We start from the raw sequence: 19,247 nt of genomic DNA, 5'->3' as shown, positions 1-19,247 counted from the left end.
TGCATTCGTTCGAATAGAAACTTGTACAAACGAACATTCAAAGAATAGCCCAGGACTGGCGACGGGCCAGCTACAAAATGACAAATTTCATTATAAAGATGCCGGCCGTGGTTTTACGGCACCTGCACTCGGGAAATGCCCCAGTTGTTGCAAGGTATCGAGCCGCGCACGGGCGCGATAGGCGTACTCACTTGAAGGGTATTGGCTGATGATGAACTGATAGGTTTGTGCGGCATCAACAAACAGTTTCTGCCGTTCCAGGCACTGCCCGCGCAGCATCGACACCTCCGGCTGCACATAACGGCGGGTACGGCTTTCGCGATCGACCTGGGACAACTCCAGGGTGACGCGCGCGCAATCGCCCACCCCATAGGCACGGTAAGCGTTGTTCAAATGGTGGTCCATCGACCAGCGAGTACAGCCGACAACACTGACGGCCAGGGCAGCAACGAGCAAAATTCGCATGGGGGGTTCTCCTGTCTTGTGCAGTGTATCGACCCCTGTCCGAAAATCTTCAAGGATGTTTGCCCAGTCAAGCGCAGCAAAAACAAGCCAATCGTCGATAAGTAGTGCAAACGAACAATGACTACAACGAAAGAGCATAGTAGCCTTCTCCAGCGCTTGAACTCAGGAGTCTGTGCATGTCCGTCCGTCGCACCAAAATCGTCGCCACCCTTGGCCCGGCCAGCAACTCGCCGGAAGTCCTCGAACAGCTGATTCTGGCTGGTTTGGACGTCGCCCGTCTGAACTTCTCCCACGGCACCCCGGACGAGCACAAGGCTCGCGCCAAGCTGGTGCGTGACCTGGCCGCCAAGCATGGCCGCTTCGTTGCACTGCTGGGTGACCTGCAAGGCCCGAAAATCCGTATCGCCAAATTTGCCAACAAGCGGATCGAGCTGAAAATTGGTGACAAATTCACCTTCTCCACCAGCCACCCGCTGACCGAAGGCACCCAGGACGTCGTGGGTATCGACTACCCGGACCTGGTCAAGGATTGCGGCGTCGGTGACGAACTGCTGCTGGACGATGGCCGCGTGGTCATGCGCGTCGACACCGCGACCCCGACCGAGCTGCACTGCACCGTGATCATCGGCGGCCCGCTGTCCGATCACAAAGGTATCAACCGCCGCGGCGGTGGCCTGACGGCGCCAGCCCTGACTGAAAAAGACAAGGCCGACATCAAGCTCGCCGCTGAAATGGAAGTCGACTACCTCGCCGTGTCCTTCCCACGCGACGCCGCCGACATGGAATACGCCCGTAAACTGCGCGACGAAGCCGGCGGCACCGCCTGGCTGGTGGCGAAGATCGAACGCGCCGAAGCCGTGGCCGACGACGAAACCCTCGACGGCCTGATCAAGGCGTCCGACGCGGTGATGGTTGCCCGTGGCGACCTGGGCGTGGAAATCGGTGACGCCGAACTGATCGGTATCCAGAAGAAGATCATCCTGCACGCACGCCGCCACAACAAGGCCGTGATCGTTGCGACCCAGATGATGGAGTCGATGATCCAGAACCCGATGCCGACCCGTGCCGAAGTGTCCGACGTGGCCAACGCCGTGCTCGACTACACCGACGCCGTGATGCTCTCGGCTGAAAGTGCCGCCGGCCCGTACCCGCTGGAAGCCGTGCAGGCCATGGCGCGCATCTGCGTTGGTGCTGAAAAGCACCCGACCAGCAAGACCTCCAGCCACCGCATCGGCAAGGTCTTCGAAAGCTGCGACCAGAGCATCGCCCTGGCCGCCATGTACACCGCCAACCACTTCCCGGGCGTGAAGGCGATCATCGCCCTGACCGAAAGTGGCTACACGCCGTTGATCATGTCGCGCATCCGTTCCTCGGTGCCGATCTACGCGTTTACCCCTCACCGCGAAGCCCAGGCCCGCGCGGCATTGTTCCGTGGTGTGTACACCATCCCGTTCGACCCGGCTTCGCTGGCACCGAACGAAGTCAGCCAGAAGGCTATCGACGAGCTGGTCAAGCGCGGCGTGGTAGAGAAAGGCGACTGGGTCATCCTCACCAAGGGCGACAGCTACCACACCACCGGTGGCACCAATGGCATGAAGATCCTGCACGTGGGCGACCCGCAGGTCTGAGTGACACGCTGAAAAACAAAAGCCCTGCCATGTGAATGGCGGGGCTTTTTGCATTTCAAATCAGAGTCATCTGCTGGCTATAAGAGCCTCATCGCGGCATGGATATGCACACAACAATATAGCAACCAACGGTAAGCGCGATGCGCAGCGAGCCGCCCTTGATCTTGATCTGCTTTTGATCTTGATCTTAAGCGCCCCGTCAAACCACGCTGGCCGGAATTCGACAGGGATTTGGGGGGTAAACCGGCAGGGATGCCGGTTTAGCCGCCCCGCGCCATGGATGGCGCGTGGCGGCGGTCCCCCAAATCCCTGTCGGATTACGGGCACACCGAGCCTAAGCGAGGTGCCGAGTGGTGGGGCAAGAGCGTTTTGCTTACTTTGCCGCTTTTGCAAAGTGAGCCGCCGTAAGGGCGGAACCAATAGCAGCCGTTATCGCAGCAACGGATATGTACTCGGTCTGATCCAACATCCTTGGTCGGCTGTCAGGCCGCCATCGGGAGCAAGCCCCCTCCCACATTTGGATTGCAGTGCATTAGTTAGATAGCTATAAGCTGCCCGGGAGCAGGTACCCATGCCCACCGCGGACAAGCCCGACTCCCACATTGGAATGCGGTCAACTGTGGGAGCCGGGCTTGCCCGCGATGGCGCCAGAACAGCCAACACCGTTCTATCGCCGGGCGATAAACCCCGACAACGCCGCAATCGCCTCCGGCGATCTCAAGCGCTGGGTAAACAACGCCCCCTCCTCCTCGATCACCTGCCGCAACTGCTCGCGATCAACGCTTTTCATCAACTGCTTGGTGACCTGCACCGCGCCCGGCGCCAGGCTTTCAAAACGTTCGGCCATTTCTCGCGCCTTGGCCAAGGCCGCCTCGCCACTGCCCAACGCCTCGGTGGCAATCCCCCACGCTGCGGCTTGTTCGCCAGTGAAACCCTCGCCCAACAACAGCAGTTCAGCCGCCTTCGCATGCCCCAGCAACCGCGGCAGGATCAGGCTCGAACCAAACTCAGGGCACAAACCCAGGTTAACGAATGGCATGCGCAAGCGTGCATCGCGGCTGATATACACCAGGTCGCAATGCAGCAACAGCGTGGTGCCAATGCCCACCGCCGCTCCAGCCACGGCGGCGATCACCGGTTTGCGGCAGTTGAGCAGGCTTTTCATAAAGTGAAACGGTGGGCTGTCGAGATCGTTGGGTGGCTGGTCGAGAAAATCGCTGATGTCATTGCCGGCGGTAAAACACTCGCTGCTGCCCTGGAGCAGTACGGCGCAAATATCCGAATCTGCATCGGCCTGTTCCAGCGCCTCGGCCAGTTGCGTATACATGGCACGGGTCAGGGCGTTTTTCTTGTCAGGGCGATTGAGCTGCAAGGTCAGCAACCCGCGTTCGCGCTGCTGCAGGATGGCGTCGTTCATGGCGAATCTCGCGGCAAAGGGATTCAGCGCTCAACCACGGGGCAGGAACACATCGGCCAGCAGTTGATTGCGCGGCAGTCCGGCCAGGAACAGGCGCTTGGAAAAGGCCTCGACGCTGACAGGGTGACCGCAGAGTAAAGCCAGCGTTTGCCGCGAAACAAGCCGCAGTTGCGCCAATGCCTGGTTTAACTCTGCCGCCGTCCATAGCTCCACCATCAGGTTCCCATGCTGCGTGGCCAGCGCCGCCAGGGGGGCGGCCAGGTAATGAGCCTCGGCATCATGGGCCAGGTGAATGACGCGGATGGCACCTTGATGATCCTGGCGCAGCGCTTCGCGCAATACGCCCCACAACGGACCCAGGCCGGTGCCGGCAGCCAGCAGCCACAACGGCCGCGATTGCCAGTCAGGGTCATAGTGCAGCGCCCCGCCCCGCAACTCGCCCAGGCGCAGAGGCTCGCCAACCTTGAAATGGCGAGCGGCATCGCTGAATTCACCGTGTTGGCGGCAATCGATATGAAACTCCAGGTATGCATCCTCCTGGGGCAAGCTCGCCAGGGAATACGGACGCGCCACCTGCCCCGCCCACAACACCAGATGCTGCCCGGCCCGATACCGCAAGCCACGCTCCGGTTGCAGGCGCAGGCGCAGCACTGTCGAACTCAGCCAGTCGGCCCCCACCACCTGGGCCGCCACACCGTCACGCAACGGATCAAAGGCTTCGACCTGGAGATCGCCGCTGACCCGGCACTGGCACGCCAGGCGCCAACCTTGCTGACGTTGCGCCGGGCTCAGGGCGTCGGGCTGCTGGTCTTCAACCTCGCCCTGGCAACGCACCAGGCACGCATGGCAGCTGCCGGCCCGGCAACTGTAGGGCACGGCGACTCCCGCCTGGTTCAAGGCATCCAGCAGGTTAGTGCCGGTGGGCACCGACCAATGGCGTTCGCCGACGTGCAGTTCAGGCATAACACCGTTACCTCTATTGGTAGGAGCGAGCTTGCTCGCGAAGATCGCTAACGATAACGCGGACAACCTGATGAAACCCACCAGATTCACGCTTTTCGCGAGCAAGCTCGCTCCTACAGATAACCGGGCCGGGCATTCGTGACCATAGTCGGGTGTATCGGCCACCGCGCCGGGTTATACTGCCGCGCCTTTTTAGCGTCGCGCCTGCACCACTTTGGCGTGCCTTGGAAAGATGGTTTCAGCCGACCGACGCAATACTGAAGCCACCTTTATTGAATGTTCCCTTATAGAGGAGCGCGACTCATGACCGTGATCAAGCAAGACGACCTGATTCAGAGCGTTGCCGACGCCCTGCAATTCATTTCCTATTACCACCCCGTTGACTTCATCCAGGCCATGCACGAAGCCTACCTGCGCGAAGAATCGCCGGCGGCCCGTGACTCCATCGCCCAGATCCTGATCAACTCGCGCATGTGCGCCACCGGCCACCGCCCGATCTGCCAGGACACCGGTATCGTCACCGTGTTCGTGCGCGTAGGCATGGATGTACGCTGGGACGGCGCCACCATGGGCCTGGACGACATGATCAACGAAGGCGTGCGTCGCGCCTACAACCTGCCGGAAAACGTCCTGCGTGCATCCATCCTCGCCGACCCGGCGGGCGCGCGTAAAAACACCAAGGACAACACCCCGGCGGTGATCCACTACTCCATCGTCCCGGGTAACACCGTGGAAGTGGACGTAGCGGCCAAGGGCGGTGGTTCCGAGAACAAGTCGAAAATGGCCATGCTCAACCCGTCCGACTCCATTGTCGACTGGGTGCTCAAGACCGTTCCGACCATGGGCGCCGGCTGGTGCCCACCAGGCATGCTCGGCATCGGCATCGGCGGCACCGCCGAGAAAGCCGCGGTGATGGCCAAGGAAGTGTTGATGGAATCCATCGACATCCACGAGCTGAAAAAGCGCGGCCCGCAGAACCGTATTGAAGAGATGCGCCTGGAGCTGTTCGAGAAGGTCAACCAACTGGGCATCGGTGCCCAGGGCCTGGGTGGCCTGACCACCGTGCTCGACGTGAAGATCATGGACTACCCGACCCATGCCGCCTCCCTGCCGGTGTGCATGATCCCCAACTGCGCCGCCACCCGTCATGCGCACTTCGTGCTCGACGGTTCCGGCCCGGCGTCGCTGGAAGCGCCATCGCTGGACGCCTACCCGGAAATCGTCTGGGAAGCCGGCCCGTCGGCCCGCCGCGTCAACCTCGACACCCTGACCCCGGAAGAAGTGCAAAGCTGGAAGCCGGGCGAAACCGTGTTGCTCAACGGCAAGATGCTCACCGGTCGAGACGCCGCGCACAAGCGCATGGTCGAGATGCTCAACAAGGGCGAAACCCTGCCGGTGGACCTCAAGGGCCGCTTTATCTACTACGTCGGCCCGGTTGATCCGGTGCGCGAAGAAGTGGTTGGCCCGGCTGGCCCGACCACCGCGACGCGGATGGACAAGTTCACCCGTCAGATCCTCGAGCAAACCGGCCTGCTGGGCATGATCGGCAAATCCGAGCGCGGCCCGACCGCCATCGAAGCGATCAAGGACCATAAGGCCGTGTACCTGATGGCCGTGGGCGGCGCCGCTTACCTGGTGGCGCAAGCCATCAAGAAATCGCGCGTGGTGGCGTTCGCCGAACTGGGCATGGAAGCCATCTACGAGTTCGACGTGAAAGACATGCCGGTCACCGTGGCGGTCGACAGCCAGGGTGAGTCAGTGCACATCACCGGTCCTGCCATCTGGCAGAAAAAGATCAGTGAGAGCCTTGCGGTAGAAGTACAGTAAGTCGATGTGGGAGGGGCTTGCCCCTCCCACACACGTCCCAGACAGCTCATGGTATGGTGCTCGCCCTTACCGTGCCTGTTCATCATCGTATGATCGTGATCCCTCGCCCCCTGCGCCTGACCTTTTACTCGTTATTGATCATCGCCGGTGCGGTGCTGGCCGCTGCCTTGGCCACACGCCATGCCGAACGCCAGGCCCTGGTGGATGACGCCGCTCGCGCCAATCAGCAGCTTGCGCTGTATGCCAACTCCCTGCACACCCTGATCGAACGCTACCGCGCCCTGCCCGCCGTGCTGGCCCTGGACTCGGAAATGATCCGCGCCTTGAAGGGCCCGCTGGATGGCACCACCCAGGACGTGCTCAATCGCAAGCTCGAACGCATCAACGGCGCCGCCCAATCATCCACCCTGGAGCTGATGGACCGCACCGGCCTGGCGGTGGCCGCCAGTAACTGGAATCTGCCCAGCAGCTATGTCGGCCACAACTACGCATTTCGCCCGTATTTCAGCCAGACCCTGAGCCAAGGCACCGGGCGTTTTTACGCGGTGGGTGTGACGACTGGCATTCCCGGTTACTTCCTTTCCAGTGCGGTGGTCGATGAACACGAGCAGTTCCTCGGCGCCATGGTGGTCAAGCTGGAATTCCCTGAGCTTGAACGCGAATGGGCCCAGGGTAATGACTTGCTGCTGGTCAGCGATGCGCGGGGCATTGTGTTTATCGCCAACCAGCCGGGCTGGCGTTATCGCAACCTGCGGCCGTTGTCCGAAAGCGACCTGGCTGAACTCAAGGCCACCCGCCAATACGACAAGAAACACCTGCAGCCGCTGGAGACCAGCGTTCTGCAGCGCTTCGACGAAAACAGCCATTTGATGCGCGTCAATGGCCCCGACGGTAATGCCAATTACATCTGGGAGTCCCTGCCGTTGAAAGCCGAGGGTTGGACCCTGCACCTGCTGCGCAAACCCCTGTTCCCGTTTGAAGACCAACGCAACGCCGGTCTCGCCGCCGCGGGATCCTGGCTGGCGCTGGTATTCCTGGCGCTGTTCCTCAGCCAACGCTGGCGCCTGGCCCGCTTGCGTCAGCGCAGCCGCGAAGAGCTGGAACAGTTGGTCGAGGAACGCACCCAGGCGCTGCGCACCGCCCAGGATGGCCTGGTGCAGTCGGCCAAGCTGGCGGCACTGGGGCAGATGTCCGCTGCCCTTGCCCATGAAATCAACCAACCGTTGACGGCCCAACGCATGCAACTGGCGACGCTGCGGTTGTTGCTCGACCATGGCCGGGTGGACGATGCCTACAAGGCGCTCACGCCGCTCGATGACATGCTCACGCGCATGGCCGCGCTCACCGGGCACCTCAAGACCTTCGCCCGCAAGAGTCCCAGCGGCCTGCGCGAACGCCTGGACCTGGCCACCGTGGTCGATCAGTCCTTGCACTTGCTCGACGCGCGCCTGCGTGATGAAGCCATCGGCGTCGTGCTGGACCTGACGCGCCCGGCCTGGGTACGCGGCGACGCGATCCGCCTGGAACAGGTATTGATCAACCTGCTGCGCAACGCGCTGGACGCCATGGCCGACAAGCCGCGCAAGCGCCTGGAAATCCGCCTGCATGCCGATCAGCAGCTGTGGCAGTTGACTGTCAGCGACAGCGGCGGCGGGATCGCCGAAGCACACCTGAACAGCGTGTTCGATCCGTTCTTCACCACCAAGCCGGTGGGCGACGGCCTCGGTTTGGGGCTGGCGGTGTCCTACGCTATCGTGCATGAATTGGGCGGTCGCCTGAGCGCCGGCAACCGTGGCGACGGCGCAGTGTTTACCCTGACCTTGCCGATTGCATTGGAGACGCCAGCGCCATGTTGAACGCCGTAATTGTGGTCGATGACGAAGCCAGCATTCGCACCGCCGTCGAGCAATGGCTGAGCCTTTCGGGGTTTGAGGTGCAATTGTTCAGTCGCGCCGAAGAATGCCTGGCGCACCTGCCCAAAGACTTTCCCGGGGTGATTTTGAGCGACGTGCGCATGCCCGGGCTCAGCGGCCTTGAACTGCTGGCCGAGGTGCAGCGGCGCGATGCCGACCTGCCGGTGATTTTGCTCACCGGCCATGGCGATGTGCCGATGGCCGTCGAAGCCATGCGCGACGGTGCCTACGATTTCCTGGAGAAACCCTTCAGCCCCGAGGCCCTGCTCAACAGCCTGCGCCGGGCTTTGGACAAGCGTGGCCTGATCCTGGAAAACCGTCGCCTGCATCAACAGGCCGATCACCGCGCACAGCTGGAATCCAGCCTGCTGGGGGTGTCCAAGGGCCTGCAAAACCTACGTCGTCAGGTGCTGGACCTGGCGACCCTGCCGGTCAATGTGCTGATCCGTGGCGAGACTGGCAGCGGCAAGGAGTTGGTTGCTCGCTGTCTGCACGACTTTGGCCCCAGGGCGAAAAAGCCGTTTGTAGCACTCAACTGTGCCGCCATCCCCGAGCAGCTGTTTGAAGCCGAGTTGTTCGGCCACGAAAGCGGCGCCTTTACCGGCGCCCAGGGCAAACGCATCGGCAAGCTGGAATATGCCCATGGCGGCACGTTGTTCCTGGATGAGATCGAAAGCATGCCCCTGGCCCAACAGGTGAAACTGCTGCGGGTGTTGCAGGAACAGAAGCTGGAGCGGCTGGGTTCCAACCAAAGCATCCACGTGGATCTGCGCATCATCGCCGCCACCAAGCCTGACCTTCTGGAAGAGGCCCGAGCCGGGCGTTTTCGTGAAGACCTGGCCTATCGCCTGAACGTCGCGCAACTGCGCCTGCCGCCGTTGCGCGAGCGCCGCGAAGATATTCCGTTGCTGTACGACCATTTCGCGCAAAGTGCTGCTGAACGTCTGGGCCGTCATGTCGAACCCTTGAGTGGGCCACAGTTGGGGCGCCTGCTCAGTCATGACTGGCCGGGGAACGTGCGTGAACTGGCCAACGTCGCCGAGCGCCAGGTGTTGGGGCTCGGCGATCCGGAACCGGAAGGGATCGAAGCCGGGCAATCGTTGGCGGCCCAACAGGAAGCGTTCGAGGCACATTGCCTGAAAGCCGCGTTAACCCGGCATAAAGGCGATATCAAGGCAGTGCTGGCCGAGCTGCAACTGCCGCGCCGGACCCTCAATGAAAAGATGCAACGGCATGGGTTGGCGCGGGAGATGTTTCTCTAGCGACCTTCCGATCGCCATCGGGGGCAAGCCCCCTACCACAGGGGATCTGCGCTTGACTGACCGGCATCAGGGCTTGCCCCCGATGGCGTCAGCAACCATAAGCGGATTTCCGCTTACCAGCCAAAAATCATCGGCAACTTTCCGCTCAAAAAAATCCTGCAACCCTTCTATTCCGGGCCTTCATCTACCTGGCACAGCTCCTGCTATAGCCCGAACCAGGCAGTGCTCAAGCACGCTCCATAAAAACAACTAGATGAAGGATCCTTCAATGGATAACTCCAATACCTTGCCTCTGGGGTCGGCAACTGCGCCGGCAAAAGAGCGCACCACTTCCAGCCGAATCAAATCGATCTTCAGCGGGTCGGTCGGCAACATGGTCGAGTGGTACGACTGGTACGTCTACGCCGCCTTCTCGCTGTACTTTGCCAAGACCTTCTTCCCCAAGGGCGACACCACCGCCCAATTGCTCAACACCGCCGCGATCTTCGCCGTGGGCTTCCTGATGCGTCCGATCGGTGGCTGGCTGATGGGCCTGTATGCCGACAAAGTCGGGCGTAAAAAAGCCCTGATGGCCTCGGTCTACCTGATGTGCTTCGGCTCCCTGCTGATCGCCCTGAGCCCAAGCTATGAAGTCATTGGTATCGGCGCGCCGATCCTGCTGGTGTTTGCCCGCTTGCTGCAGGGCCTGTCGGTCGGTGGCGAATACGGCACCTCTGCCACGTACCTCAGCGAAATGGCGACCAAGGAACGCCGTGGCTTTTACTCCAGCTTCCAGTACGTGACCCTGATCTCCGGCCAGCTCATCGCGCTGGCGGTGCTGATCGTGCTGCAACAACTGCTGACCACCGAGCAACTGTATGCCTGGGGCTGGCGTATCCCGTTCGCCATCGGCGCTTTGTGTGCAGTGGTCGCGCTGTACCTGCGTCGTGGCATGGAAGAAACCGAATCGTTCACCAAGAAGGAAAAAGCCAAGGAAAGCGCCATGCGCACCTTGATGCGCCACCCCAAGGAACTGATGACCGTGGTCGGCTTGACCATGGGTGGCACCCTGGCGTTCTACACCTACACCACCTACATGCAGAAATACCTGGTGAACACGGTCGGCATGAGCATCTCCGACTCCACCACCATCTCGGCGGCGACGCTGTTCCTGTTCATGTGCCTGCAACCCCTGGTCGGCGGGCTGTCGGACAAGATTGGCCGGCGGCCGATCCTGATCGCCTTCGGTATCCTCGGCACCCTGTTCACCGTGCCGATCCTCACCACCCTGCACACCATCCAGTCCTGGTGGGGGGCGTTCTTCCTGATCATGGCGGCGCTGATCATCGTCAGCGGCTACACCTCGATCAACGCCGTGGTGAAAGCCGAACTGTTCCCTACCGAAATCCGCGCCCTGGGCGTGGGCCTGCCCTATGCCCTGACCGTGTCGATCTTCGGCGGTACCGCTGAATACATCGCCCTGTGGTTCAAGAGCATCGGCATGGAAACCGGCTACTACTGGTACGTGACCGCGTGTATCGCAGTGTCGCTGATGGTCTACGTGACCATGAAGGACACGCGCAAGCATTCGCGGATTACCACGGACTAAAAATCTGGGAGGGGGGCAACCCCCTTCTCATATTGGATATGATGTGGGCTTCAGAACTGAGAGCAGAACAGGTCATGTCCGACGATATCCACTTCTACGAACCCGCCAACGGCCACGGCCTGCCCCATGATCCGTTCAACGCGATTGTCGGCCCGCGGCCGATTGGCTGGATTTCGTCACACGACCGCGAGGGGCGCCTGAACCTGGCGCCCTACAGTTTCTTCAATGCGTTCAACTACATTCCGCCGATCATTGGTTTTTCCAGTGTCGGGCGTAAAGACAGCCTGAACAATATCGAACAGACAGGCGAGTTCGTATGGAACCTGGCCACCCGCCCGCTGGCCGAGCAGATGAACCAGAGCTGCGCGGCGGTCTCGCCCGAGGTGAATGAATTCGAGTTATCCGGCCTGACGCCGGTGGCCTCGAAAATCGTCGACGTGCCACGGGTGGGCGAGAGTCCGGTGTCGTTCGAATGCAAGGTGACGCAGATCATTCAGCTGCAACGTGCTGACAAAGAGCTGGTGCCGAGCTGGCTGGTGCTGGGCGAAGTGGTGGCGGTGCATATTGCCAAGTGGTTGCTCAAGGATGGTATCTACGACACCGCTGCCGCCGAGCCGATTTTGCGTGGCGGGGGACCCGCTGATTACTTCCAGCTGGGCCCTGAGGCCCTGTTCAAAATGTACCGCCCAGGCGCTACGAAACCCTGACTGAAATGCATTAAAAATGTGGGAGGGGCGGTGCGACGATTCGACTTGCTCCCGATAGCGGTGTGTCAGCCAGCAAATTTGTAGCTGATACATAGCCATCGGGGGCAAGCCCCCTCCCACATTTGGCTCATCTGTGTTGTTTAGTTCGCAGCAGGTGCCCAAGTCAGCTGACCTTCCACGTCCACATCGACCAGGCACTCAAGTTGCTGCGTCGCCGCGTCATCGGCATCGGACGCCGTCTTGAACGTCTGCCCGTCGAGGATCTTGTGGAACTGCGGGGCGCCCATGCCATCCAGTGCCTTGACGGCGACGGCGGCGCTGTAGCCATCTTCTCCCGGTACTACGGCGGAAACGGCTTCGTGGTGGGCAAATTGTCTACGTGCCATGTTGCAAGTCCTGGCCAATTAAAAGTCGGCCATTGTAACCCTCAACCGGCCAGTTGCAGGTACTCGCCGTAGGCATGGGCGGCAGATGCATCGGTGAAGGTCTGGAAGTCCATGCTGCGGATCACCATGTCGTTCAACAGCTCGGTGAGGATCATCAGGGCCGGCGAGTTGAAGTAGGCGCTCATGGCCTGTTCGCTGCTCCAGAACCCTGAGACCAGCCACACATCGGGGTCGACCTGTGAATGCTGCAACGAGAATTGCAGGCAACCCTCGGCCTGGCGTCCTGGTTCGATCAAACTGCTCAAGCGTGCACCGAGTTCGGTGCTGCACCCGCTACGGGCGCGGATAAAGGCCATATGGCTCGCGGGAATGGGGGTGGACATGTTCGACTCTCCCGTTGAGAAGTGATGCTCGGCAAGCACTGTGGGGGCGTGTTGCCACAGGATCAAAGATAACGGCGCGGGTACGGGCGCGGTTAGTCGATTCCTGCAGGCTTATTGCACAATCCTGCGAAAAGCCTAGATAGGACGTTTGCCCCCAGGATTTATTCCACGCGTTCGCCCAGTGTTTCAGGGAGATGACAGGCCTGGCGCTTGCCTGATTCACGACAGATCGCAGGATCAGGCAAGGATCAGGCAGAATCGACGTAACACTATTTGAAAAGCTGCCGCTAAGCTGAGCCCATCAAAGCAGCGTGTAGAGGACGCCCCATGCCGTCGCCCGATCCAAAGTCCACTCCTCTCGATGCCGAGATGGAAAAGCAACGCGCCGAGTTGGCCAGTATCGTGCACCGCCATACCTGGGAAGACGGCTCCTACGGCACCGCGATCACCTCGCTGTACCTGAACCGCCACAACACACCGCGGGATTTCATGCCGGTGCTGGTGGAACCTGCGCTGTGCATCCTGGCCAGCGGCAGCAAGGAAGTGCGCCTGGCCGACGAAATCTTCGCCTACGACCCGCTCAACTACCTGGTGTTCTCGGTGGCGATGCCGGTGGCCGGGCGGATTATCGATGCCAGCGCCGAGAACCCCAACCTGTCGGTGCGTATCAACATCGACCCGACGCAACTGACGGCCCTGATCGCAGAGGCCGGGCCCATGGGCGTGCCTTCGCGCCCGTCGACCCGCGGAATGTACGTCGACCGCATCGACCACCAATTGCTCGACGCCGTGCTGCGCTTGACCCGACTGCTGGATACGCCCAAAGACATCGCCATGCTTGCGCCGCTGATCAACCGTGAGATTCTCTACCGCTTGTTGCGTGGCCCCCAGGGTTATCGCCTGTATGAAATCGCTGTGGCCAACAGCCAGAGCCATCGTGTCAGCCAGGCGATCAAATGGTTGAACGGCAACTATGAACAACCGCTGCGCATCGACGACCTGGCCAAAGAAGTGAACCTGAGCGTCTCGACCTTGCACCATCGTTTCAAGGCGATCACTGCCATGAGCCCCCTGCAATACCAGAAACAACTGCGTTTGCAGGAAGCCCGACGACTGATGATTGCCGAAGGGCTGGAAGCCTCGGCGGCGGGCTATCGGGTAGGGTATGAAAGCCCGTCGCAGTTCAGCCGGGAATACAGCCGGTTGTTTGGCGCGCCGCCGCTGAGAGACCTGGCCCGGCTGCGCCAAAGTATTTAAACGGATGGAGATCAAAATGTGGGAGGGGGCTTGCCCTAATGCCAGTCAGTTAAGGCTTTTTTGTAGGAGCGAGCTTGCTCGCGAAAAACTTACAGGCGCCGCGCTCATTCAGCAAAGACGCGTTATCGTTGACGTTTTTCGCGAGCAAGCTCGCTCCTACAGAAGGCGATGACCGCTTAACTGACTGGCATTAGGGCTTGCCCCCTCCCACGTTTAATCAGCGTGTGTTCAGTCAAGTCCGCGGGGCAGTTGCAGGGTGACGCGAAGGCCGCCTTCGCGCAGGTTTTGCAAACTCACTTCCCCTCCATGGCTATGGGCGATGTTGCGCGCAATCCCCAATCCCAACCCATACCCCTGCTGCTGGCCGGCCAGGCGAAAGTGCGGCTCGAAGACTTGCTCCAGGCGCTGTTCCGGCACACCTGGCCCTTCATCATCCACATGCAGGGTGAACAGCGCGCCATCGTCCTCAATATGCAAATGCGCGTTCTGCCCATATTTCAAGGCGTTGTCGATCAGGTTGCCGATGCAGCGCTTGAGCGCCAGCGGCTTGCCCGGATAAGGCGCCAAGGCCGCACCATCCAGAGTCACGCGACCATTGCCATTGGGCGCCAGGTAGGGCTCCACCAGGCATTCGAGTACGTGGTTGAGGTCTACCGGCTGGATGTTTTCGTGAATGTCGGTGTCTTTCACGCATTGCAGCGCGCCCTTGACCAGCAACTCCAATTCATCCAGGTCGCGGCCGAACTTGGCTTGCAGGTTCTCGTCTTCGAGCAGTTCCACACGCAGCCGCAGGCGGGTAATCGGTGTGCGCAAGTCGTGGGAAATCGCGCTGAACAACTGGCTGCGTTCGGTCAGGTAACGGCTGATGCGTTCGCGCATCGCATTAAAGGCACGGCCCACCTCCACCACTTCACTGCCGCCGCCTTCGGCCACCGGTTCCACATCGGCGCCCAGGGACATGTCCCGCGCCGCACGCGCCAGGCGTTTGAGCGGCCGGCTTTGCCAGTGCACCAGCAGGCCGATGAACAGCAGCAGCAAGCCGCTGGTCAGCACGATAAACCACACCTGCTGGGACGGCAGGCCCTGTTCTTCAAGGCTGGTATAGGGCTCGGGCAGCAGCGAGGCGATGTACAGCCATTCTCCGGGGGCAAGCTGGATCTGGGTGACCAGTACCGGCGGGTTTACCGGTTCCAGGGTCAAGGCGTAATGCGCCCAGGAACGCGGCAGCTCGTCGAGCTTCAAGCCGGCATTGAAGATACGCAGATCTTCGGCGCTGACAAACTCCACCGAGATAAGCACGCTGGCGCCCAGGGTCTGGCGCAACACGTCATCGACCGCTTCCAGCACCGCCTGTTTGCGCGGAGTTTGCGGCAGCAAGGCCATATCCAGCGGGCGATCATTGAGAGTCACGACAAAACGCGTGCCGCCCATGCTGCGCAACTGGTCGAGCACCAAGGGCCGATAGGCCACCGGCAGCGAACGAAAATAACTCACGCTGGCGGTCATCGAATGCGCCAGGCTACGGGCGCTGGTGACCAGGCCCTCAAGTTGGGTGGCGCGCAACTGCGAGACCCAGATCACGCTGGACAATGCCTGGGCGAACAGCACCACCAGCAAGGTCAGCAGCAGCATGCGCCCCAACAGCGAGCGCGGCACCGGAAAGCGGCGGCGTCGTTCGGCCGGGTGGTCAGTGGGCATTGCCGGCAACCACGCTGGCTGCCAGTTGATAACCGCTGCCGCGCACAGTGCGGATCAGCCGCGGGGGTTTTTCGGTATCGCGCAGGCGTTGACGCAGGCGGCTGACGGCCATGTCGACGATACGGTCCAAGGGCATCAGGTCGCGGCCACGGGTGGCGTTGCCGATGGTATCGCGGTCGAGGATCTGTTGCGGGTGGTCGAGAAACAATTTGAGCAAGGCAAAGTCGGCGCCGGAGAGGATCACCTCTTCACCGTCAACGTGGAACAGCCGATGGCTGATCGTATCCAGGCGCCAATCGTCGAACACCAGCACGTCGCTGCTGCTGCCGCGCTCCTGGCCAAACTGGCAACGACGCAGCAGGGCCTTGATCCGCGCCTGCAATTCGCGGGGGCTGAATGGCTTGCCGATATAGTCATCGGCGCCCAGCTCCAGGCCGATCACCCGGTCGGCTTCGTCGGAACTGGCGGTGAGCATGATGATCGGCACCTGCGCCTGGCGCGGGTGCTGGCGGATCCAGCGACAAAGGCTGAAACCGTCTTCGTCCGGCAGCATCACATCGAGGATGACCAGGTCGCACGGCGCCTCGTTCATCGCCTGGCGGAACCCCGCGCCATCCGGCACGCCACGCACCTGGAAGCCGGCGCGACTGAGGTAGGTTTGCAGCAATTCGCGGATTTCCTGGTCGTCGTCGACGAGGAGAATGGATTTACTGATTACGCTCACGGGGTCCTCCTTGTTGTTATGGGGGGCTCTTCAGGGCCTCATCGGGGGCTGGCCCCCGATGAGGCCATCACTGCCTACGCAAAAGCCTGCTCAAGCGCCACACCCGCCCCGGTCAACCCGGAATATGGCGCGGTCACCAGCCACACCGGAATGCCCTTGAAGTAGTCGCTCATGCAGCCTTTATCCGCAAAGCTCTTGGCGAAACCGCTGGCGATAAAGAAGTCGGCAAACCTCGGTATTACCCCACCCACGATGTAAACGCCACCGCGCCCACCCGTGGTCAGTACGTTATTGCCCGCCACCCGGCCCAGCCAGATGCTGAACTGGTCCAACACTTCCATGGCCACGGGGTCACCAGCCAGCCCCGCTGCGGTAATAGCCTCGGGACTGTCCAGCACCGGAGTATGCCCGTCGACCGCACAGATAGCGCGGTACAGACGCGGCAACCCACCGCCACTCAACGCGGTTTCGGCGCTGACATGGCCAATCTCGTTGTAAATGTGCTGCCACAGCTGGGTTTCCCGCGGGCTGCTCAGGGGCAGGTCGACATGCCCGCCCTCCCCCGGCAGCGCCGCGAAGCGGCCAGCGCCCAAATCCAGCAACGTCCCCACACCGAGGCCGGTGCCCGGGCCAATCACTACGGCCGGGCGCAACGGTTCCGGCGTGCCTTGGCAGACCACGCGGAATTCGTCGGGCTTGAGGCGCGTCATGCCCAGGGCCATGGCGGAGAAATCGTTGACCAGCAGCAGTTCATCCACCTGCAACGCCTGGCAAAACGCAGTCTTGCTCAAGCGCCAATGATTGTTGGTGAATTTAAATTCATCACCGCTCACCGGCCCGGCCACCGACAGGCACACCGCGCCGATATCGCCGACTTGCAGGCCCTCTTCCTTGAGGTAGACCTTGATGGCCTCCTCAGGGCTCGAGTGATCTGCGGTGGCATGCACGCGGATCGAATGCAGTTCCTGGTCCCGCCACAACGCAAAGCGGGCGTTGGTACCCCCGATGTCACCGACCAGCGCAAGTTTCACTTAAGCGTCTCCAAGGCACAGGTAAAGGCGCTGGCGCCCTGCTCTGCGGAGCTCGCGGCCAAGCGCATGAATGCAAACAGCTCACGACCGGCGCCTACGTTATTGCCCAACAGGCCCGTGGCAGGCGTGCGCGCTGCAAAAGTTGCGGCGTCTACCTTAAGCTCCAAGGTGCCGGTAACGCCATCCACACGAATGATATCGCCATCCTGCACTCGCGCCAGTGGCCCGCCGCTCTGGGCTTCGGGGTTGACGTGAATCGCGGCGGGGATCTTACCCGAGGCGCCGGACATACGCCCGTCTGTCACCAATGCGACTTTGAAACCTCGGTCCTGCAACACGCCGAGGAACGGCGTCATTTTGTGCAATTCGGGCATGCCGTTGGAGCGCGGGCCCTGGAAGCGCATCACCGCAACGAAGTCTTTTTCCAGCAGGCCGGCCTTGAAAGCGTCCGCCAGGTCCTGTTGGTCCTGGAACACCACCGCCGGCGCTTCGACAACCTGATGCTCCGGCGCCACCGCCGAGACTTTCATCACTCCACGGCCAAGGTTGCCTTCCATCACGCGCAGGCCGCCTTCGGGCGAGAACGCCCGAGCCACCGGGCGCAGGATGGTTTCGTCGAGGCTTTCGATGGGGCCGTCGCGCCAGACCAGCTCGCCATCGACCAGGAACGGTTCCTGGATGTACCGGCTCAAGCCCTTGCCAGCCACGGTATTGACGTCTTCGTGGAGCAGGCCGGCTTCGAGCAGTTCACGGATCAGGAACGACATGCCGCCCGCCGCCTGGAAGTGGTTGATGTCGGCCTTGCCGTTTGGGTACACGTGGGACAGGGTCGGCACCACCTCGGAGAGGTCGGCCATGTCCTGCCAGGTCAGGATGATGCCCGCCGACATGGCGATGGCCGGCATGTGCAGGGTGTGGTTGGTGGAACCACCCGTGGCGTTGAGGGCGACGATGGAGTTGACGATGGACTTCTCGTCGACAATCTCGCCGATCGGCGTGAAGTTGCCATTGGCCTTGGTCAAGCGGGTGACCTGGTGCGCGGCCTCGCGGGTCAACGCATCACGCAGCGGCGTGTACGGGTTGACGAACGACGCGCCCGGCAAGTGCAGGCCCATCACTTCCATCAGCAGCTGGTTGGTGTTGGCGGTGCCGTAGAAGGTGCAGGTGCCGGGGCTGTGATAGGACTTCATCTCCGATTCCAGCAGTTCTTCGCGGCTGGCCTTGCCTTCGGCATAGCGCTGGCGCACATCGGCCTTCTGCTTGTTGGAGATACCCGACGGCATCGGCCCGCCGGGCACGAAGATCATCGGCAGGTGGCCATAGCGCAGCGCGCCCATCATCAGGCCGGGGACGATCTTGTCGCAGATCCCCAGCATCAGCGCGGCGTCGAACATGTTGTGGGACAGCGCTACCGCCGTGGACATGGCGATGACTTCACGGCTGAGCAGGCTCAGTTCCATGCCTGGCTCACCCTGGGTCACGCCGTCGCACATGGCGGGCGTGCCGCCAGCGAACTGGCCGACCGAGCCCACTTCACGTAGGGCTTTCTTTATTTGTTCAGGGAAATGTTCGTAGGGCTGGTGCGCCGAGAGCATGTCGTTATACGAAGAAACAATTGCCACGTTGGCGGCATTCATCATGCGCAGGCTGTTTTTATCTTCGGTGCCGCAACCGGCCACGCCGTGGGCGAAGTTGGCGCATTGCAGCTTGCCGCGCATCGGCCCGTCGCTGGCGGCGCCGCGAATGAGCGCAAGGTAAGCCTCGCGGGTGGCGCGGCTGCGGGCGATAAGCCGTTCGGTGACCTCAAGGACGCGGGGATGCATGTATAGAACTCCAGGCTAACGGATGTGGCGACCTGAGTGTCTATGCTGATCAAACGCCCACGGCTCATGGGATGGCAGGGGGTCGTTTGGATCATCGGACCAGTTGATTCAGGTCACTCGTTGTAGATTGAACAAAATATTGCCACTAAAAAGGCTTGTTTTCTATTTTTATGCG

General features: G+C 61.4%; 16 protein-coding genes. 7 read left to right on the top strand and 9 right to left on the bottom strand.

Going from position 1 to position 19,247, the window contains the following annotated elements; all coding sequences use genetic code 11:
- Positions 1 to 90 precede the first annotated feature (90 nt).
- Positions 91 to 465: a tetratricopeptide repeat protein gene (locus KVH01_RS14720; RefSeq protein WP_043050040.1), complete on the bottom strand. Its 375-nt coding sequence runs from the start codon at positions 463 to 465 to the stop codon at positions 91 to 93.
- 176 nt (positions 466 to 641) lie between these two features.
- Here KVH01_RS14720 and pyk point away from each other — a divergent pair, with 176 nt between their 5' ends.
- The gene (gene pyk, locus KVH01_RS14715; protein ID WP_043050041.1) at positions 642 to 2,093 is read left to right on the top strand and encodes a pyruvate kinase; all 1,452 of its coding nucleotides are present in this window, start codon (positions 642 to 644) and stop codon (positions 2,091 to 2,093) included.
- Positions 2,094 to 2,760: 667 nt separating this feature from the next.
- Here pyk and KVH01_RS14710 read toward each other — a convergent pair.
- Positions 2,761 to 3,510 (bottom strand): enoyl-CoA hydratase-related protein, encoded by a 750-nt coding sequence (locus tag KVH01_RS14710; RefSeq protein WP_217881898.1) that lies wholly within the window; start codon positions 3,508 to 3,510, stop codon positions 2,761 to 2,763.
- A 30-nt stretch (positions 3,511 to 3,540) separates the two neighbouring features.
- The gene (locus KVH01_RS14705; protein ID WP_217881897.1) at positions 3,541 to 4,473 is read right to left on the bottom strand and encodes an iron-sulfur-binding ferredoxin reductase; all 933 of its coding nucleotides are present in this window, start codon (positions 4,471 to 4,473) and stop codon (positions 3,541 to 3,543) included.
- Positions 4,474 to 4,776: 303 nt separating this feature from the next.
- Here KVH01_RS14705 and KVH01_RS14700 point away from each other — a divergent pair, with 303 nt between their 5' ends.
- The 5 genes from KVH01_RS14700 (at position 4,777) to KVH01_RS14680 (ending at position 11,770) form a co-directional block, all read left to right on the top strand.
- Entirely contained in the window at positions 4,777 to 6,300 is a 1,524-nt protein-coding gene (locus KVH01_RS14700; protein WP_046069363.1) for a fumarate hydratase, read from the top strand.
- 89 nt (positions 6,301 to 6,389) lie between these two features.
- A complete protein-coding gene (locus tag KVH01_RS14695) occupies positions 6,390 to 8,156 on the top strand; it encodes an ATP-binding protein (RefSeq protein WP_217881896.1) in 1,767 nt (588 codons plus the stop codon).
- Entirely contained in the window at positions 8,150 to 9,475 is a 1,326-nt protein-coding gene (locus KVH01_RS14690; RefSeq protein WP_217881895.1) for a sigma-54-dependent transcriptional regulator, read from the top strand. Before KVH01_RS14695 ends, KVH01_RS14690 begins: the two co-directional genes overlap by 7 nt.
- Positions 9,476 to 9,743: 268 nt before the next feature.
- Entirely contained in the window at positions 9,744 to 11,063 is a 1,320-nt protein-coding gene (locus KVH01_RS14685) for an MFS transporter (RefSeq protein WP_217881894.1), read from the top strand.
- 74 nt (positions 11,064 to 11,137) lie between these two features.
- Complete coding sequence (locus KVH01_RS14680) at positions 11,138 to 11,770, top strand: flavin reductase family protein (RefSeq protein ID WP_217881893.1); 633 nt, start codon at positions 11,138 to 11,140, stop codon at positions 11,768 to 11,770.
- 140 nt (positions 11,771 to 11,910) lie between these two features.
- On the opposite strand, the gene KVH01_RS14675 is transcribed toward KVH01_RS14680, so the two are convergent.
- Together KVH01_RS14675 and KVH01_RS14670 are read right to left on the bottom strand one after the other, a co-directional pair.
- Positions 11,911 to 12,156, bottom strand: a complete 246-nt coding sequence (locus KVH01_RS14675) for a hypothetical protein (RefSeq protein ID WP_217881892.1) — start codon at positions 12,154 to 12,156, stop codon at positions 11,911 to 11,913.
- A 41-nt stretch (positions 12,157 to 12,197) separates the two neighbouring features.
- Positions 12,198 to 12,539, bottom strand: coding sequence for an antibiotic biosynthesis monooxygenase family protein (locus KVH01_RS14670; protein WP_043050050.1), 342 nt, complete (start codon positions 12,537 to 12,539; stop codon positions 12,198 to 12,200).
- A gap of 327 nt (positions 12,540 to 12,866) precedes the next feature.
- Here KVH01_RS14670 and KVH01_RS14665 point away from each other — a divergent pair, with 327 nt between their 5' ends.
- On the top strand, positions 12,867 to 13,796 hold the full coding sequence (locus KVH01_RS14665; RefSeq protein WP_043050051.1) for an AraC family transcriptional regulator: 930 nt from the start codon (positions 12,867 to 12,869) through the stop codon (positions 13,794 to 13,796).
- A 228-nt stretch (positions 13,797 to 14,024) separates the two neighbouring features.
- On the opposite strand, the gene KVH01_RS14660 is transcribed toward KVH01_RS14665, so the two are convergent.
- The 4 genes from KVH01_RS14660 to edd form a co-directional block, all read right to left on the bottom strand.
- A complete protein-coding gene (locus KVH01_RS14660; protein ID WP_200893595.1) occupies positions 14,025 to 15,452 on the bottom strand; it encodes an ATP-binding protein in 1,428 nt (475 codons plus the stop codon).
- A 31-nt stretch (positions 15,453 to 15,483) separates the two neighbouring features.
- Positions 15,484 to 16,218, bottom strand: a complete 735-nt coding sequence (locus tag KVH01_RS14655) for a response regulator (protein WP_043051111.1) — start codon at positions 16,216 to 16,218, stop codon at positions 15,484 to 15,486.
- Between the two features lie 74 nt (positions 16,219 to 16,292).
- Positions 16,293 to 17,249 carry a glucokinase gene (locus tag KVH01_RS14650; protein WP_056847602.1) on the bottom strand — a complete coding sequence of 319 codons (957 nt, stop codon included), beginning with the start codon at positions 17,247 to 17,249 and terminating at the stop codon, positions 16,293 to 16,295.
- On the bottom strand, positions 17,246 to 19,072 hold the full coding sequence (gene edd / locus KVH01_RS14645; RefSeq protein ID WP_057021643.1) for a phosphogluconate dehydratase: 1,827 nt from the start codon (positions 19,070 to 19,072) through the stop codon (positions 17,246 to 17,248). Before edd ends, KVH01_RS14650 begins: the two co-directional genes overlap by 4 nt.
- Positions 19,073 to 19,247: the final 175 nt, after the last annotated feature.

Origin of the sequence: Pseudomonas khavaziana (assembly GCF_019145205.1) — a bacterium.
Lineage (GTDB): Bacteria > Pseudomonadota > Gammaproteobacteria > Pseudomonadales > Pseudomonadaceae > Aquipseudomonas > Aquipseudomonas khavaziana.
The sequence above is the reverse complement of the archived record's forward strand: the minus strand, read 5'-3'. Positions and strand labels throughout refer to the sequence as shown.

Excerpts from the sequence above, each read along its gene's own strand:
- KVH01_RS14670 (WP_043050050.1), bottom strand. The coding sequence starts at position 12,539 with ATGTCCACCCCCATTCCCGCGAGCCATATGGCCTTTATCCGCGCCCGT.
- KVH01_RS14685 (WP_217881894.1), top strand. The coding sequence starts at position 9,744 with ATGGATAACTCCAATACCTTGCCTCTGGGGTCGGCAACTGCGCCGGCA.
- KVH01_RS14680 (WP_217881893.1), top strand. The coding sequence starts at position 11,138 with ATGTCCGACGATATCCACTTCTACGAACCCGCCAACGGCCACGGCCTG.
- KVH01_RS14720 (WP_043050040.1), bottom strand. The coding sequence starts at position 465 with ATGCGAATTTTGCTCGTTGCTGCCCTGGCCGTCAGTGTTGTCGGCTGT.
- KVH01_RS14700 (WP_046069363.1), top strand. The coding sequence starts at position 4,777 with ATGACCGTGATCAAGCAAGACGACCTGATTCAGAGCGTTGCCGACGCC.
- edd (WP_057021643.1), bottom strand. The coding sequence starts at position 19,072 with ATGCATCCCCGCGTCCTTGAGGTCACCGAACGGCTTATCGCCCGCAGC.
- KVH01_RS14695 (WP_217881896.1), top strand. The coding sequence starts at position 6,390 with ATGATCGTGATCCCTCGCCCCCTGCGCCTGACCTTTTACTCGTTATTG.
- KVH01_RS14705 (WP_217881897.1), bottom strand. The coding sequence starts at position 4,473 with ATGCCTGAACTGCACGTCGGCGAACGCCATTGGTCGGTGCCCACCGGC.
- KVH01_RS14690 (WP_217881895.1), top strand. The coding sequence starts at position 8,150 with ATGTTGAACGCCGTAATTGTGGTCGATGACGAAGCCAGCATTCGCACC.
- KVH01_RS14665 (WP_043050051.1), top strand. The coding sequence starts at position 12,867 with ATGCCGTCGCCCGATCCAAAGTCCACTCCTCTCGATGCCGAGATGGAA.
- KVH01_RS14675 (WP_217881892.1), bottom strand. The coding sequence starts at position 12,156 with ATGGCACGTAGACAATTTGCCCACCACGAAGCCGTTTCCGCCGTAGTA.
- KVH01_RS14710 (WP_217881898.1), bottom strand. The coding sequence starts at position 3,510 with ATGAACGACGCCATCCTGCAGCAGCGCGAACGCGGGTTGCTGACCTTG.
- pyk (WP_043050041.1), top strand. The coding sequence starts at position 642 with ATGTCCGTCCGTCGCACCAAAATCGTCGCCACCCTTGGCCCGGCCAGC.